Here is an 18053-nt window from a genome sequence, read left to right as displayed (position 1 = left end):
TTGAAAAAAAGCTCTTATTAAATGTGTTAAATTTATTAACATTTTAAGATTATTTTCTCAGCTCTATAGTCAAAAAACCGTAATTTTGTAAACTGTCAAAATGATTTTCAAACCCCAAAGATATCATAATGAAAAAACTACTAATTTTATTTTGGCTTTTGCCAATACTATCTTATTCTCAAGCCATTACAGTGGATGATACTGGGTTTTCTCCTAATCAATTAGTGGATTTATTGTTAGGTAATTCCTGTACCGAGGTATCAAATGTTTCCATTTCTTCCAATCAATCAGTAGCCTATTTCAACAACAATGGTTCTGCGTTTCCAATAAATGAAGGAATCATAATAAGAAGTGGTATTGCTTCTTATTCAGAAGGTGTTTACACAGGAAACAATTTAGACAGTCAGGTAAACACTTCTGGTGATGCTGGTTTACAAAACCTTGTAGCAAGTAACGGACAAAGTGGCTCCATTACTGATGTGGCATATCTCGAATTTGATTTTATTCCTTTATCTTCAAACTTTAGCTTTGATTTCTTATTTGCTTCAAACGAATACGGTCAGTGGCAATGTGCTTCTTATGATACTTTTGCTTTTTTCTTAACAGACTTAAGCACTAATACAACTACTAATTTAGCTGTTATACCATCTACAATAACTCCTGTATCGGTTCTAAACATTAGAGACCAAGCCTATAATAACAATTGTTTTTCTTCAAATGCTACTTTATTTAGCACCTATAATGTAACCAATCCTGGAAACTCAACTGTAAACATGAGAGGGTTTACTACGGTTATGAATGCATCTTCAACAGTAACACCAAACAATGCTTACAGAATACGATTAGTTATTGGAGATTACCAAGATGCACGTTATGATTCTGCTGTTTTCTTAGCATCTGGAAGTTTCATTACTACTTTAGACTTAGGGCCAGATGATAGTTTTTGTTATGGTGACAATAGAACACTTACAACTGGGCTAAATGAGACCGATTACAATCATAGTTGGACGTTAAATGGAAATCCATTAGCAGAAACAGGCAACACCTTAACGGTTACAGAAAGCGGAGAGTATGAGGTAACAGTAACAAAACCCAACACAAACTGTACCATTACCGATGCAATAGTTTTCTATGATTTAGCTGTTAACAATCCAAATAACCTTACAGCTTGTAATAACGGTAGTACAACCTACACTTATGATCTAACACAAAACAACGAAGCTACTTTAGGAATTGATGATGCTCGATATGATATTTTTTATTACACCTCATCAGCAGATGCTTCATCTCATACCAACCCAATCCCTGATGTTGAATTAAACAATTATGAGAGTCCAGGAAATGAAACCCTATATCTTGCAGTCTATAATAGTAACACTTCTGCATTTTGTGAAGCTGTTTATTCTTTTGATTTGTTAGTGAGTGATCCAATTATTGTGAACACTATTGATAATCTAGAAATTTGTGATACCGCAAACGGTCAAGGTCAAAATGTAAATTTAATTTCGCAAACATTAGCTAATAATTCGCAGTTAGCTACAGGGTATAGTTTATCTTTCTATGCTACTCAAAACAGCGCACAATTAGGTGATACTGGGAATTATCCAAATCCTTCTACCTACCCAATAGCGACTGGAGCCTCTACACAAACAGTGTGGGTTAGAATCCAATCCGATACCAATTCCAATTGTTTTGCTGTAAGCAGTTTTGAAATCATTATTAATCCTTTACCGATAGTAGATACGTTAGAAAACGTCATAGAATGTCATAATTATATCCTACCTCCTATTACAAATGGAAATTATTTTTCAGGACCAAATGGCACAGGTATTTCCTATAATGCTGGCGATATAATAGATATTAGCGGCACCTATTATATTTTTATCGGTCCAGATACAAATGGTTGTACCAATCAATCTAGTTTTCAAGTTACTTTAATTGACGAGTATGATATTGATTTAGAGCACTGTGGTCAATTTGCCATACCTAATCCAGTATTAGGTAACTTTTATACGCAAGCAGGTGGACCAAATAATTTATCTAATAATGTTATTCCTAGTGGCACACTAATTACGAGCGATCAAACGATATATTATTATGCCGAAGTAGACGGTGTTTTTTGTAGAGATGAAGCTTTCCCATTAATTATTCATCCTTTACCTCCTGTAGATACTTTAGACGATGTAATAACTTGTACAAGTTATACTTTACAACCTCTTATCAATGGGAACTATTTCAACGCACAAGGGAATCAATTGAATGCAGGAGAATCGGTAACTTCTACGCAAGTTATTACCATAAGCAATGGTCCAGACGGTAATGGCTGTGTTAACAGTTCCACCTTTACAGTTTATATTATTAATAATATCGGAAATCAAAGGGCCTGTGGAGTATACACACTTCCTAATTTGGATGCAGGAGGTTATTTCACAGGTCCTTCAGGATCGGGAGATAACATTCCTGCACAAACTCAAATTACATCCTCACAAACGATTTATATCTACGCAAACACCAGTACAGTCCCTAACTGTACCGAAAACATGTCTTTTGAAATTACTATATTAGAAGTTCCACCAGTAGATGAACTAGAGGACGTTATTGCTTGTGATCATTACATTCTACCTGAGTTAACAGATGGAAATTACTACACAGAACCAAATGGAAATGGAACCCAATTACAAGCTGGAACAATTATTGACTTAACATCAAATAATCCCAACCCAGGCATTTACTATATTTACACTCCTGCAAATGCATTCAATTGTGATAATCAAAGTTCGTTTACCGTTACTATAAATCCATTACCTCCTGTTGATAACGAAGGAGATCTTTATTTTTGTAGTCCTTATTCATTAGAGGCACCGGTTTTTGGAACTTATTACACAGAACCTAATGCATCAGGAACACTTGTAACACCAAGTATGGTCTTTGAAGAAACAAAAACCTTTTACATTTATAACATAGATACAACTACAGGTTGTTATCAAGATATTCCATTTACGGTTTACTATAATTATATTGGTTTACCAGATTTTGATAATATCTCTAGCTGTGATAGTTATACATTAGAAACATTAACTCATACACCAGCTTCACCAAATAGTTATGCAATAGGTTATTACTCCCAACCTGGGGGCAATCCTGCAGATATTATCAATCCAAATGATTATACTATTAGCGCAACTCAAACCATTTATGTGTATGCAAAAAATGGAGATAGATATCCTTGTACAGAAGAAAAGAGTTTTACAGTTACTATCTCAGAAACACCAGATTTAAGTACTTATGCGATTGATTTTACAGCTATAAACGGAAGCAATCATTGCGGTGAATTTACGTTACCGACCTTAACACCTACTACTTATCAAGTAAATTATTACAGTCAGCCAGGTGGTGATTCGGCAAACCTCATTAACCCAAACAACTATACGTTTAGTGTACCAGCCGCTAGTACAAGTGAAACCTTTGATATTTGGGTATATGCTCGAGCAACTAATAATGATGCTTGTAATGACGAAACGCATTTTCAATTTACAGTTTCTCCAAGATCCGTGTTTTCTGTAGCAGACGGTATTATTTGTATTCATCCAGAAACCAATATAGTAGAACAAACAGCAACCTTAGTTGTTCCTCAAGACACAAGTTTAAATACTACTAACTATGCTATTGAATGGTATTTGAATGGTAACTTAATGGGTACAGGATTTCAATATATCGCTGATGCAATTGGAGTTTATGATGTAGTTCCCATTAAATTAATACCTGAAAACGCTCCTGATTGTTCGTATGATGCAACTACCGTTGAAGTTACTGCTTCAAGTGTTGCTTTAGCCGAAGTGGTCTTAACAGAAGATTTCGAAGAAGTAGCTATTGCAACTGTTAACATACTAACGGGTTTGGGCAACTATGAATATCAATTAGATGGAGGTGCCTTTCAAACAAGTCCCGTATTTACCGATTTAAATTCTGGTGATCATACTATTGTTATTAATGATTTATATGGAAACTGTGGAGATAGTCAGGTTACCTTTACAGTGATTAAATATCCCAAATTTTTTACCCCAAATAATGACGGTTACAATGATCAATGGAACATTTATGATTTAAAAGACACTTCTGGTACAACCATTTCTATTTTTGATCGTTATGGCAAATTAATTAAACAAATTTCACCAAACGGACCCGGCTGGGATGGAACTTACAACGGAACACCATTACCATCAACAGATTATTGGTTTATTGTTTCGTATCAGTATAATGGGGAAGAACGCACCTACAAAGCACACTTTACAATGAAACGATAAATAAAAAAGCACTTGAAGATTCAAGTGCTTTTTTTATACTATTCTCTATTTAACAATTAATTTAGAGACCTGTTCTAATCGCTTCCACTGGATCCAATTTTGCAGCTGAAATAGCAGGCAGAATTCCAGAAATCAAACCAATAAATGAGGCCAGACCACTCCCAATTAATAAATTTTGGGAACTTAAAACAAACTCAAAATCCAGAGCAGCACTTAATCCTACTGCACACAACCATACGAGTAGCATACCTACAATTCCTCCAATTAGAGACAAAATAATAGCTTCAAATAAAAACTGAAATAAAATAAACTTATTCTTAGCTCCCAAGGCTTTTTGAATTCCAATTAAGTTGGTACGCTCTTTTACAGAAACAAACATAATATTAGCAATTCCAAAACCTCCAACTAAAAGAGAGAACAAACTGATTCCCCAACCTATTTTATTCATTTGTCCAACGATATTATCAATGAAATCTGTAAAACCAGATAGCACATTAATAAAAAAGTTATTAATTTCACCAGGCTTCAAACTTCTGTAAGCTCGCAGTTTTTGAGCTAATTCTGCTTTAAACTCTTCCATATCTACTCCCTTTTCAGGTTTAATTAATATAGCTGGAGTTAAACTCTTATTATTATCACCATACATTCTTCTTAAAAAGTTAACTGGAAAAAACACAGACACATCATTGCTTTGACCAAAAGTAGCTTGTCCTTGTTTTTTAAGCACTCCAATTACTGTTAGTTTCTGACCATACAATCTTACCTTTTTACCAAGTGGATTCTTGTTACCAAATAGACTGCTAGCCACTTCGCTTCCAATAACAATTACAGGCGTACCTGAATTCGATTCTGATTCATTGAAAAAACGACCTGTTTCTACTTTTATAGGTTCAATATCAATTAATTCATTGGTACAAGGAGTAACCTGAATTGAATTAACTGTTTTATCGTCATACTTTATGTTTTCATTTCGCGTAAAAACATTAAAAGACATTTTATCCACATGATTTACTGAACGTCTAATGTATTCATATTCATCATAAGTTACATCTGGAAACTGTTCTCTCTTCCATCTTGGCACTTCAGAAGGACCGAAAGAAAAGCGAATTAAATACACGGTATTTAAATCCATATCACTTAAATCTTCTTTGATTTTCTTATCCATAGAATCTACTGCAGCAAGAACTGCAATAATGGAAAAAATACCTATAGTAACTCCCAAAAGAGACAACAAGGTTCGTAGTTTGTTATTTCGCAGTGCATTGAGCGCAAAGCTTAAACTTTCTTTAAGTAATCGAAGATATAATAACATAATACAGTTGAATTATAGTATTAGTAGACCGAAACCTTAAAATGTTACAAAAAGTATATAAAAAGATACACTTTAGCTTGACTAACGGTTAAGTTACTATAACCTCGGCTTTGATATGACTTTGATATGGAGTAATAACTTTTGTGAAACGCATAGAAGAAATAGAATTTGAAAAATATTTTTTAATAAAATAACTGTAAGGTCTCGATTCCTTGCACTTAACATCTATTTCATTTTAATACTAATATATTTTTAGAAACTTTATTTATTTTTGTTTTAACTTTATTTAAAAATACAACTATTCAAAAAACAAACACTATGAAAAAATTTTTTTTATTAGCCATACTAGGCTTATCTCTATTTTCATGTAAAAAAGATACTACTCCAGAAAACAAGAACAATAGTGAAATTGAAGTGGCAACGGAAACATTAGAACAAAAATCTTCAAATGAAAATAATTCCAAAACACTTGATTTAACACAAATCCCTATTAGTACATTTCCCATTACCCAAATTCCTTTTTTTAGTTTACCAACGGGATACAAATATTCTCATGAAGAAAAGAGAAATTACGAGTCGATTCGTTTTTGGACTGGGTCTTCATTTGAAATGCCAGAAGGTGAATTATTCTGTGGAAGAATCAGTAATGACAAAGACCATTCCTATTCTGGACTTGAACTCTTTAAAAACTTAGATCAAATTTTTAAAGATGCTGGTGCAGTAACTCTTTTTGAAGGCAAAGTACCACAAGAAGCAATCACTCAAAATGAAGAAAAATATCCTATTTCTGATTATGGGATAAAATCTAACGCCTATGGTTTTCAAGGATTTGCCAAAACATGGACGTATATCATTCGACAAGACAATCAAAATATTTGGTTGCAATTAAATGAATCTGATGACAATGCGAGTTTACATGTGGCAATAATTAAAACAAAAGCGGTTGCTATTACTTCTCAACTCATTAAAGCTGACGAAATGAAATTGTCATTGGAACAGAATGGATTAGTAACCTTATATATTAATTATGAGACCAATAAATCAGACATACAACCAGAAGCTAAGCCAACTCTAGAAGAAATTTTTAAATTATTAAAAGAAAACCCAAGTTTAAAATTAAGTATTGAAGGACACACCGACAATAGTGGCGATAAAAAATACAATTTTGAACTTTCTGAAGCAAGAGCCAAAAGTATTGTCGCTTACCTTACACAAAGAGGCATTTCAAGTGAGCGTTTACAAAGTAAAGGTTATGGTGACACTAAACCATTACAAGAAAACACATCAGAAGACAATAAAGCCTTAAATAGACGAGTTGAATTGAGAAAAATAGGATAACAACTACCCTCTTTTTTATCAATTTCAGGTATTTCAAAAACTCGAACACACAGTTATAAAAAGTTTAGAAGAGATTGTGAAACGAAAAAGCAATCAAATCCTTAATAGAATTGAGTTCGAGTTTTTTTAATATTCACTTTTAAATAAAAATTATCAAAAAAAGTACTTTTCTGTGCTCATAATTGTTGAAAGTTTTAATAAGTATAACTACTTTTGCACAACGAAAAACTACTCCAAAAAAAATACATTACAAAAATGTCTTTTTTGGAACTAAACAACAACACAACACACTATGAGCACAACGAAAAAAATTACTTCTGCCTTAATTTCAGTCTTTGACAAAACAGGATTAGAGCCTATTGTAAAAGCACTTCATGAAAATCAAGTAACCATCTATTCTACAGGAGGAACAGAAACTTTTATTACCAATTTAGGAATTCCAGTAGTAGCTGTTGAAAATATAACCGATTATCCCTCTATTTTAGGTGGCAGAGTAAAAACATTGCATCCTAAAGTGTTTGGAGGAATTTTAAACCGTCAAGACAACCCTTCAGATGTTGCTCAAATGGAAGAATATAACATTCCACAAATCGATTTAGTAATTGTTGATTTATATCCTTTTGAAAAAACAGTGGCTTCTGGAGCAAATGAAGCCGATATCATTGAAAAAATAGATATTGGTGGTATTTCTTTAATTCGAGCTGCAGCTAAAAACTTTAAAGATACCGTTATTGTAGCTTCTGTGGAAGAATACAAACCTTTTTTAGATTTCTATACGAATGAAAATGGAGCTACAACTATAGAACAAAGAAGAAGCTTAGCAACGAAAGCATTCCATGTTTCTTCCAATTATGATACTGCAATTTTTAATTATTTTAACACGGATGAAACCTACTTAAAAATAAGTATGGCAGAAGGCGAAACATTACGTTACGGAGAAAACCCACATCAAAAAGGATTTTTCTTTGGTGAGTTTGACAAAATGTTTACCAAATTAAACGGAAAAGAATTATCATACAACAACTTACTAGATGTTGATGCGGCTGTTAATTTAATGAATGAGTTTAAAAATGACGCCCCTACCTTTGCAATTTTAAAACACAATAATGCTTGTGGAATTGCGACAAGAGCTACCATGAAAGAAGCGTATTTAGATGCTTTAGCTGGTGATCCAACCTCTGCTTTTGGTGGTGTTTTAATTGCAAACGGCAAAATTGATTTAGCTACAGCAGAAGAAATTCACTCCCTATTTTGCGAAGTGGTAATTGCTCCTGCTTTTGATAAAGATGCAATCGATTTATTAGAAGAAAAGAAAAACAGAATTTTATTAGTTATAAATGATGTTGCATTGCCAACAAAACAAGTACGTACTTGTTTAAACGGCATCTTAGTTCAAGATAAAGATAACCTAACAGATACGAAAGAGCAACTAAAAAACGTTACTACTTCAAAACCGACAGAAGAAGAAATTGAAGATTTAATTTTTGCTTCAAAAATTTGCAAACACACAAAGTCGAACACTATTGTTTTAGCAAAAAACAAACAATTATGTGCTTCAGGAACAGGGCAAACGTCACGAGTAGATGCCTTAAGACAAGCGATTGAAAAAGCGCGTTCTTTTGAATTTGACTTAATTGGCGCGGTGATGGCAAGTGATGCTTTCTTTCCTTTTCCAGATTGTGTAGAAATTGCAAATAAAGCAGGAATTACTTCGGTCATTCAACCTGGAGGTTCTATTAAAGACGAATTGAGCATTAATTATTGTAATGAAAATAATGTGTCTATGGTATTTACGGGAACACGTCATTTTAAACATTAATTTTATTACATTTGTAAAACACGAATATTTTTACTAACATAAACCCCTAAAAAAGCATATGGGATTTTTTGATTTCATGACTGAGGACATCGCAATTGACCTTGGTACAGCAAACACCTTAATCATTCACAACGACAAAGTAGTAATAGATAGTCCTTCTATTGTTGCACGGGATCGTATTAGTGGTAAAATTATAGCCGTCGGGAAAGAAGCCAACATGATGCAAGGGAAAACACATGAAAACATTAAAACCATTAGACCTTTAAAAGATGGAGTTATTGCTGATTTTGATGCTTCAGAAAAAATGATTAGCATGCTAATTAAAAGCATTCCAGCATTAAAAAAGAAACTTTTTACACCCGCTTTACGAATGGTAATTTGTATTCCTTCTGGAATAACGGAAGTAGAGATGCGTGCGGTAAAAGAATCAGCGGAACGTGTAAATGGTAAAGAAGTATATTTAATTCATGAACCTATGGCTGCTGCTATTGGTATTGGAGTTGATATCATGCAACCAAAAGGGAATATGATTGTAGATATTGGTGGAGGTACAACTGAAATTGCAGTAATTGCGTTGGGTGGTATTGTTTGTGACAAATCTGTAAAAATTGCAGGTGATGTATTTACTAATGACATCATCTATTATATGAGAACACAACACAACTTATTTGTGGGTGAAACTACAGCTGAAAAAATTAAGATTCAAATTGGTGCCGCTACAGAAGATTTAGACAGTCCACCAGAAGAAATGCAAGTTCAAGGTAGAGATTTATTAACTGGTAAACCAAAGCAAGTTGACATTTCTTATAGAGAGATTGCAAAGGCATTGGACAAATCGATACAACGAATTGAAGATGCCGTTATGGAAACGTTATCGCAAACACCTCCAGAATTAGCCGCTGATATTTACAACACAGGTATTTATTTAGCTGGTGGTGGTTCTATGTTAAGAGGTCTTGATAAGAGAATCTCTATCAAAACTGATTTACCTGTTTACATCGCTGAAGACCCATTAAGAGCAGTTGTAAGAGGAACAGGAATAGCGTTAAAAAATCTTGGTAAATACAAAAGCATCCTTATAAAATAAAGATAATTCATGCAGCAAATACTCTATTTTTTTATAAAAAACAGCTATAGATTGCTGTTTTTGCTGCTTTTGGGTATTTCATTTGCGCTCATTATTCAGTCTCATTCCTTTCATAGAAGTAAGTACATTAATAGCGCCAATAATATAACAGGAGGAGTATATGAAAACATTAATTCGTTTAACGAATATCTTAGCTTAAAAGAAAAAAATGAATTACTTGCTGAAGAGAATGCACGATTAAAACAAATCTTATTCAATCAAAAAGATACGGTTTTAGATTTGAAAAAGTTAAAATTCAATGATGCGCTATTTTATACAGTAACAAAAGCGAAAGTGATTAAGAACTCGTATAATGTTAGGCAAAATTTTTTAACGATTAATGCAGGAACAAAAGACAGCATTAAACCGAGTATGGGTGTTGTAAATGACAAAGGTATAGTAGGAATTATAGAAAAGACTTCTAAGAATTATGCAACTATTATTAGCATATTAAATACCGAATTAAAAATTAATGCTAAAATTAAAAATTCGACTCATTTTGGAACCTTAAATTGGGACGGAAAAAATGTGGGTTATGTGCAACTCACCGATGTACCTCGTTTGGCTAGTTTAAAAAAAGGAGATTCGATTGTAACAGGAGCAGATTCAGAAATTTTCCCAGAAAACATTCCAATTGGTAAAATTGAAAAGGTTTTTATCGATAAGAAGACCAACTATTACACCATAAACGTGCGATTATTTAATGACATGACAGCTTTAGGTTATGTATATGTAATTGGGAATGAATACAAAGAAGAAAAACAAGAGTTAGAAAAAGAAACCATTAGAGAAGCGAATTGAATAATAACATCCTAAATATCATACGTTTTATATTACTTGTTCTTTTACAAGTAATTTTATTTAACAACATCAATATGTTTGGGTTTGCGAATCCTTACCCTTATGTTTTATTTATCTTATTATTTCCAGTAAATGGGAATAAAAGCGCGTTGTTAATTAGCAGTTTTTTTATTGGTTTAACGATAGATATGTTTAGTAATTCACATGGAATTCATGCTATGGCTTGTACCGTATTAGCCTTTGTGAGACCAAATTTATTTCGTTTTTCCTTTGGAATTAGTTATGAATACCAAACTGTTAAAATAGCAGATAAAATTACATCCGAGAGAGTATCTTATGTGTTATTAGCACTTTTTATTCACCACTTTGTATTGTTTTTCTTTGAATATTTCAGTTTGACTTTATTCTTTGAAATAATATATTCCACCTTAATCTCAACGGTACTTTCATTTATTATTTGTTTACTGATTATTTATCTTATTAAACCGAATAAGCGATGAGAAAAATTGTTTTACCATCTCTCATAATAGTTGCGGCAATTGTATTAATTGCACGTATTTTCTATTTACAAATAATGGATGATTCTTTAAAGCTTCAATCTGAAAATAATGCAATCAAAAAAGTATTTGATTTTCCTGAAAGAGGTTACATCTATGATCGAAATGGAAAACTAATGGTTGCCAATCAACCTTCTTATGACATCATGGTAATACCCAGAGAAATAAAAAACTTAGACACTTTAGATTTTTGTAATTTATTAAAGATTGATAAAAAAGAATTGATAGAAAAAATCAGAAAAGCAACCGTATACAGTCCGAGGTTACCTTCTGTTTTTTTAGCACAATTGAATAAAAAAGAATATGCAGCTTTTCAAGAAAAGGAAAGAAAATTTGAAGGTTTCTATACGCAAAAGAGAGCATTAAGAGATTACCAAGTTGATTTTGGAGCTAATATTTTTGGTTTTATCACCCAAGTAAATGAAGCTATTATCAAAAAGAACCCCTATTATAATAGTGGCGATTTAATTGGTAAACAAGGTGTTGAACAAGAATATGAAGATATTTTAAGAGGTGTAAAAGGAGTAAAATACCTATTGAGAGACAAATACAATAAAGTGATTGGTTCTTACAAAGATGGTAAGTTTGATACCCTTTCCCAACAAGGAAAAGATTTAACACTTACCATTGATTATGAGTTACAAAAATATGGGACAGAGTTAATGATAAATAAAAGAGGTGGTATTGTAGCTATCGAACCTAAAACAGGTGAAATTTTAGCTTTAGTTTCTGCTCCAACCTATGATCCCAGCTTATTAGTTGGAAGACAACGATCAAAAAACTACACAGCTTTGTATCATGATTCCATTGCCAATCCTCTATTTGACAGAGGTCTTTTGGCACAATATCCTCCGGGTTCACCTTTCAAAATTCTAACGGGTTTGGTTGGTTTACAAGAAGAAGTGATTACACCTGAAACAGGATTTGTATGTCACCACGGATTTTCCTATGGAGCAGGTCGTTTTATGAAATGCCACGATTCTGGATTATCCAAATTGAACAATGGAATTTACAATTCTTGTAACACGTATTTTTGTAGTGTTTACAGAAATACCATTGACAAATTTAAAAACTCTTCTAAAGGAGTAGATGTTTGGTCGAATCATGTGAAAAGTTTTGGGTTAGGAAATTATATGGGAACCGATTTGCCAATTGGTAAAAAAGGGAACATTCCCACTTCAAAAACCTATGAAAGATTATACCCAAATGGTGGTTGGAGAGGTTCTACCATAATTTCAAATGGTATTGGTCAAGGTGAAATATTAACTACTCCGCTTCAATTAGCTAATATGATGGCAGTTGTTGCCAACAAAGGATATTATTTCACACCTCATATTGTTAAAAAGATTAAAGATCAATCCTTAGATAAAAAATTTACTACTAAACATGTTTCAACTGTAGATTCAAGACATTTTGAACCTGTTATTGAAGGATTAGCAGATGTATACAACAAAGGAACTGCTGCTAGTTTAAAAGTAAAAGACATGCAAATTTGCGGAAAAACAGGTACTGCAGAAAACAAAATTAGAGTAGCGGGTAAAACGTATCAATTGAAAGATCATTCTATTTTTGTGGCTTTTGCACCAAAAGAAAATCCCACCATTGCAATTGCCGTTTTTGTTGAAAATGGCTATTGGGGGAATCGTTGGGCCGGTCCTATTGCTACCTTAATGATTGAAAAATATGTAAATGGTGAAATTACTAGAACCGATTTGGAAACCAGAATGTTAAATGGCTCTTTAGAAGATGAATATAAAAAAATAGAGAATATTATTTATCAGAGATTCACTGAAACCACAACGGTTCAAGACACAAAACCTAATTTAAACCTAAAAGAGGAAGAAGTTAATTAAATGAGAGGAAAAAGTATTGGTAACATTGATTGGTTAACTGTATCATTATATATTACTCTAGTAATAATGGGGTGGTTGACGATCTATTCTGCCTCTTTATCTTTAGAGGTTACTTCTATATTTGACATTAAGCAAACCTACGGAAGACAAATGCTATTTGTTATTTTAACCATTCCCTTAATATTAATATTACTCTTTTTAGACGCCAAAATATTTGAACGCTTTTCTTTTATTTTTTATGGAATCGGAATTCTACTATTATTAGGCTTGTTTATTTTTGGGGTAACCAAAAAAGGGCAAACGAACTGGTATCAATTTGGAGGATTTGGGTTTCAACCTTCTGAATTTGTAAAAACAGGAACCGCTCTATTATTAGCAAAATACCTCAGTTTTCCACAAATTAATTTAAAAAACCTAAAAGATCAGTTACTTGCTTTTGGAATCATCTTACTTCCTGTTTTATTAATCCTTTTACAACCAGATGCAGGTAGTGCAATGATTTTTCTTTCTTTAATTTTCGTTTTAAATCGAGAAGGACTTCCAGCATGGTATTTATTTTCTGGTTTTAGTGCGATTGTTTTATTTTTTCTTGCCTTAACAATAGATCCCAAATACATTATGATAGGGATTGGATTAGTGATGCTCGTTTTTTATTTCAAAGAAAGAAGGGTAAAGAGAAACCCCATCTTATATAGTATCATTTTTATTGTTATAGCAGGGTTTACTTTTTCGGTAAGCTATGTTTATACAACAGTTTTAGAGCCACATCAAAAAGACCGTATTGATGTATTATTAGGTAAAGATGTAGATATTAAAAGAGAAGGATACAACTTAAATCAATCCATGATTGCAATTGGTTCTGGTGGTTTAACAGGTAAAGGTTATTTAGAAGGCACACAAACCAAAGGAGGTTTTGTTCCGGAACAGCATACAGATTATATATTTACTACTGTAGGTGAAGAATGGGGCTTTATAGGTTCGTCTATAGTAATCATCCTTTTTGTGACTTTATTCTTAAGAATAATTTTTTTAGCTGAAAAACAAAAGACAAAATTTAGCCGTGTTTATGGTTATTGCGTTGCCAGTTATTTGTTTACCCATTTCTTTGTAAACATTGCAATGCTTATTAAGTTATTTCCAACCATTGGTGTTCCTCTACCATTTTTCTCCTACGGTGGTTCGAGTTTGTGGGCATTTACAATTATGCTCTTTATTTTTGTGAAGCTAGACGCGAATAAAGTAAACGAATGGTAAAACAAATCCTTACTTTATCTTTTAAAAACATCTCTAAACTGATACAACAAGCGTTCAATCAAACGTAAATCTTCTGTAACAATATCGGCAGTTCCTGTCATTTCTTGTTGAAAAATAATTTTCTTTTCATAAGAGGTTTCTAAACCGTTAGGCAAACTTACATCAATTAATAAATTCCCTTCTTTATCTGGAGTTGCTGCAATATTGTGTACCACACCTTGAACAATACCATATTCCCTATCTGGAAAATTAGCCAAACGAATATGAACGGTTTGTCCTTTTTTAATTTTTCCCGAATTTTGTGCTTCTGCAACTACTTTTCCTATGTATGTATCCGCATGAATAGGGACTACTGAAAAGACCAAATCTCCAGAAGCCACCGTTTGATTTTCAGACCAAAGTTGTAAAAAGGAAACTCTACCTTTCATTGAAGTTCGCAATACATAATTCAACTCCCAATCTTTAATTGCTTTTTTTAATTGAAAGAAAGATTGAATTACATTTCTTTCAAGATTAATCGACTCTTTAGTAGCATTGATTGTCGTGTTTTTACTATTCCTATTTATATCATTTAAGGATGATTTCAACTGAGAAATAGAACTTAATAAATTTTTAAAGTTTTTTTGAGATTGCAAATAGGCTAATTTAAATTTTTCAAATTCTTGCGCTGCAATTACACCTCTTTTATATAACAATTCTTGTCTATCTAATTGATTTTTTTCTAATTCTAATTCCGATTGATTGATTTCTTTTTGTGACTCTAACAGCAGCAATCTTTCTTTTAACTGATTAACTTCAAAATTTTGTGCATTTGATTCTACTTGGTAAGGTTTTAATTTTTTTAATAAATCATTTGCACTATACTCTTTTTGAAAAACTGCAAAAGCACTTTCTACTTCACCTAATTGTGTAAATTGTAATTTCTGGAATGGGAAAGGAGTTCTATCTATTTGAATGGTATCAGTAATGCTTTTCAACAAAAAAACATCTTTATAGTTAGCCGTATTTTCAATAACTGCTAAAGGAGTATTTTGAGATACAACACTATTATCATTCACCAATAAAGCCTCTATTTTACCCGAAGTTCTAGCTACTAATTTTTCAGGAGGAATAGCTGTTGTGACAGTAATTTTTGCAGTATTAATATCTGGATATTTAATAAAGTAAGAAAACAACAAAAGCACCAACAAAAGTATTAAAATCACCAAGTTTCCCCATCGAATCATCCAATGTGGAACTTTTGTTAATATTTCTTGTACTTGTTCACTTCTTAATTCAATATCTGAAGCAGGAAGCGACTCGTTGTTTGTATTTTCGTTTGGCATTGTTTCTTACTTATCTATAATTTATTCTCTTTATTCTAATTTCCTAATTGCAATTGGTTTTTAACCAATTTAAAATAGCTTCCTTTTAGTGCCACTAATTCTGTATGTGTTCCCGTTTCAATTATTTTCCCTTTTTCTAAAACCACAATCTTATCCGCATTCATAACCGTACTCAAACGGTGTGCAATAACCAAAACCGTTTTGTCTTTAAAAAACACATCTAATTTTTCCATAATTTCTTTTTCATTGTTCGCATCTAAGGCACTCGTTGCTTCATCAAAGAAAAGCATTTCTGGATTTTTATAAACCGCACGAGCAATTAGTAAACGCTGTTTTTGTCCTGTACTCATCCCTACTCCTTCAGCACCTATTTTAGTGTTGTATCGCAAGGGATAATCATCAATAAACTCTTTAATATTAGCTACATCAGCTGCATATTGTAAACGCTCTTTATCAATAATATCAACCCCAACAGCAATATTATTTGCAATCGTATCACTAAAAATATATCCTTCTTGCATTACAGATCCAATATGATTTCTCCATGCTTTCTGAGAAATACTTTTCAAAGACGTCTTATTGATTAAAATATCTCCTTCTTGAGGTTCGTAAAATTTCAAGAGTAATTTCATTAATGTAGTTTTTCCACTCCCACTGGTTCCCACAATTGCCGTTATCTTTTTGGCTGGAATTGTTAAATTTAATGCTTCCAAAACATTTACATCCGAACCTGTATAACGAAACGACAAGTCTTTTATATAAATATCATGTTCTGGTATTTCTCGTGTTTTTTCATTTTCGTCTTCAACCTCATCTTTCATTTCATGAATTTCTGACAATCTTGCCAATGAAATTTTAGCATCTTGCAATTCTCGAATAAATCCTATTAATTGAATTACTGGTCCATTTAAACTTCCAACAATACTAGTAATTGCCATCATTTCCCCTAAGGTTAGTCCGTCATTGATAACCGCAAGTGCAGACAAAAAGATGATAATTATATTTTTTAATTCGTTTATAAAATTGGAACCAATACCTTGCGTTTGCTCCAAAACCAAGCTTTTCATAGAAACCCTAAACAATCGCGCTTGTATGTATTCCCAACCCCATCTTTTTTGTTTTTCAGCATTATGCAATTTTATTTCTTGCATTCCATTGATCAACTCAATCACCTTACTTTGCTCTTGAGATACTTCAGAAAAACGCTTATAATCTAATTTTTCTCTTCTTTTTAAGAATAAAATAACCCATAAAAAATAAAGCAAACTACCAATAAAGAAAACCGTAAAAATCCCAAGGTTATAATAAGCCAAAATCCCTCCCATTAAAACCATATTAATCATAGAGAATAATACATTTAGAGAAGATGTTGTTAAAATTCTTTCAATTCGGTGATGATCATTAATACGTTGCATGATATCTCCGGTCATTTTTACATCAAAATAAGAAATGGGTAAATTCATTAGTTTGATAAAAAAGTCAGAAATTAAAGCAATATTAATTCGAGTAGACAGGTGTAATAAAATCCAGCTGCGTATGAGTTCTAAAGCTGTTTTTCCGAAAAACAAAAACAATTGTGCTAATAAAACCAAGTAGATAAAATGAATGTTTTGATTTTGTATTCCAACATCTACTACGCTTTGAGTTAAAAAAGGAAAAATGAGCTGCAATAAACTACCTGCTAATAATCCTATCGTCAATTGAATAACAAACGCTTTGTATCGATAAATATATTTTGATAATAAGCTAAATCCAAACTTCGTTTTCCCCTCTTCGTCTTTATCTAAATCAAATTCAGATTCATAAAATTTAGGAGTAGGTTCTAACAATAAGGCAATACCTTCTTCTGTGTTTTCATCAGCGTTGTTACCTATCCAAAATTTTAAAAATTCTGCTTCACTATATTCTATAAGACCAATCGCTGGATCAGAAATATAATATTTATTCTTTTTAATTTTATACAGAACCACATAATGATTCTTATTCCAATGTAATATACACGGAAGTGGCGCTTCTTGTAATCTTTCTAGAGAAATCTTTACTCCTAAAGAGCGAAAACCAATCGTTTCTGCTGCATCACTCAAAGTTAGTAAATTACTTCCTTCTCTAGTAGTTTCAGAAAGTTCACGAAGCATTTGTGTATTTAAAACTTTCCCGTTGAACTTGGCAATAATTTTTAAACAGGTAGGTCCACAATCTTTACTTTCAGTTTGGATGTAATAAGGAAATTTTTTCAAAAGTTTGTTCAGATTTTTATCAAAAATAATAAAAAGAAATACCTAAAAAATTTTTAATACAAATTAATTATTTTCTTTTACCTATATTTTTATAAATTGTAACAAATAAACATAGCATCCTTTTCTT

At 32.2% G+C, this 18053-nt stretch carries 11 protein-coding genes; 8 read left to right on the top strand and 3 right to left on the bottom strand.

Annotation, left to right across the window (positions count from 1 at the left end; all coding sequences use genetic code 11):
* Positions 1-128: 128 nt before the first annotated feature.
* Positions 129-4304: a T9SS type B sorting domain-containing protein gene (locus tag FHG05_RS07400; RefSeq protein ID WP_140997381.1), complete on the top strand. Its 4176-nt coding sequence runs from the start codon at positions 129-131 to the stop codon at positions 4302-4304.
* A 61-nt stretch (positions 4305-4365) separates the two neighbouring features.
* Here the strand turns inward: FHG05_RS07400 and FHG05_RS07395 are convergent, their stop codons facing one another.
* A complete protein-coding gene (locus FHG05_RS07395) occupies positions 4366-5616 on the bottom strand; it encodes an ABC transporter permease (protein WP_140997380.1) in 1251 nt (416 codons plus the stop codon).
* A gap of 318 nt (positions 5617-5934) precedes the next feature.
* On the opposite strand from FHG05_RS07395, the gene FHG05_RS07390 reads away from it, so the two are divergent.
* The 7 genes from FHG05_RS07390 (at position 5935) to rodA (ending at position 14364) form a co-directional block, all read left to right on the top strand.
* Complete coding sequence (locus FHG05_RS07390) at positions 5935-6954, top strand: OmpA family protein (RefSeq protein WP_140997379.1); 1020 nt, start codon at positions 5935-5937, stop codon at positions 6952-6954.
* Positions 6955-7246: 292 nt separating this feature from the next.
* The gene (purH, locus tag FHG05_RS07385; protein WP_140997378.1) at positions 7247-8773 is read left to right on the top strand and encodes a bifunctional phosphoribosylaminoimidazolecarboxamide formyltransferase/IMP cyclohydrolase; all 1527 of its coding nucleotides are present in this window, start codon (positions 7247-7249) and stop codon (positions 8771-8773) included.
* A gap of 58 nt (positions 8774-8831) precedes the next feature.
* Positions 8832-9860, top strand: a complete 1029-nt coding sequence (locus tag FHG05_RS07380) for a rod shape-determining protein (RefSeq protein ID WP_130735703.1) — start codon at positions 8832-8834, stop codon at positions 9858-9860.
* Between the two features lie 9 nt (positions 9861-9869).
* Positions 9870-10700 (top strand): rod shape-determining protein MreC, encoded by an 831-nt coding sequence (mreC, locus tag FHG05_RS07375; protein ID WP_140997377.1) that lies wholly within the window; start codon positions 9870-9872, stop codon positions 10698-10700.
* Positions 10697-11200 carry a rod shape-determining protein MreD gene (gene mreD, locus FHG05_RS07370; protein ID WP_140997376.1) on the top strand — a complete coding sequence of 168 codons (504 nt, stop codon included), beginning with the start codon at positions 10697-10699 and terminating at the stop codon, positions 11198-11200. The genes mreC and mreD overlap by 4 nt, the downstream gene beginning before the upstream one ends.
* Positions 11197-13110, top strand: coding sequence for a penicillin-binding protein 2 (gene mrdA / locus FHG05_RS07365; protein ID WP_140997375.1), 1914 nt, complete (start codon positions 11197-11199; stop codon positions 13108-13110). The genes mreD and mrdA overlap by 4 nt, the downstream gene beginning before the upstream one ends.
* Positions 13111-14364: a rod shape-determining protein RodA gene (gene rodA, locus FHG05_RS07360; RefSeq protein ID WP_140997374.1), complete on the top strand. Its 1254-nt coding sequence runs from the start codon at positions 13111-13113 to the stop codon at positions 14362-14364.
* Between the two features lie 14 nt (positions 14365-14378).
* On the opposite strand, the gene FHG05_RS07355 is transcribed toward rodA, so the two are convergent.
* Complete coding sequence (locus tag FHG05_RS07355; RefSeq protein WP_140997373.1) at positions 14379-15689, bottom strand: HlyD family secretion protein; 1311 nt, start codon at positions 15687-15689, stop codon at positions 14379-14381.
* Positions 15690-15724: 35 nt separating this feature from the next.
* Positions 15725-17926, bottom strand: a complete 2202-nt coding sequence (locus FHG05_RS07350) for a peptidase domain-containing ABC transporter (protein WP_140997372.1) — start codon at positions 17924-17926, stop codon at positions 15725-15727.
* Between the last annotated feature and the right edge of the window lie 127 nt (positions 17927-18053).

The organism is Flavobacterium profundi, from assembly GCF_006491645.1.
GTDB lineage: Bacteria > Bacteroidota > Bacteroidia > Flavobacteriales > Flavobacteriaceae > Flavobacterium > Flavobacterium profundi.
Note: the sequence above shows the minus strand (reverse complement) of the source record. Positions and strands in the feature narration are given on the sequence as shown.

Bases quoted from the DNA above. Each gene is read 5' to 3' on its own strand.
- FHG05_RS07400 (WP_140997381.1), top strand. From the start codon at position 129: ATGAAAAAACTACTAATTTTATTTTGGCTTTTGCCAATACTATCTTAT.
- FHG05_RS07395 (WP_140997380.1), bottom strand. From the start codon at position 5,616: ATGTTATTATATCTTCGATTACTTAAAGAAAGTTTAAGCTTTGCGCTC.
- FHG05_RS07390 (WP_140997379.1), top strand. From the start codon at position 5,935: ATGAAAAAATTTTTTTTATTAGCCATACTAGGCTTATCTCTATTTTCA.
- purH (WP_140997378.1), top strand. From the start codon at position 7,247: ATGAGCACAACGAAAAAAATTACTTCTGCCTTAATTTCAGTCTTTGAC.
- FHG05_RS07380 (WP_130735703.1), top strand. From the start codon at position 8,832: ATGGGATTTTTTGATTTCATGACTGAGGACATCGCAATTGACCTTGGT.
- mreC (WP_140997377.1), top strand. From the start codon at position 9,870: ATGCAGCAAATACTCTATTTTTTTATAAAAAACAGCTATAGATTGCTG.
- mrdA (WP_140997375.1), top strand. From the start codon at position 11,197: ATGAGAAAAATTGTTTTACCATCTCTCATAATAGTTGCGGCAATTGTA.
- rodA (WP_140997374.1), top strand. From the start codon at position 13,111: ATGAGAGGAAAAAGTATTGGTAACATTGATTGGTTAACTGTATCATTA.
- FHG05_RS07355 (WP_140997373.1), bottom strand. From the start codon at position 15,689: ATGCCAAACGAAAATACAAACAACGAGTCGCTTCCTGCTTCAGATATT.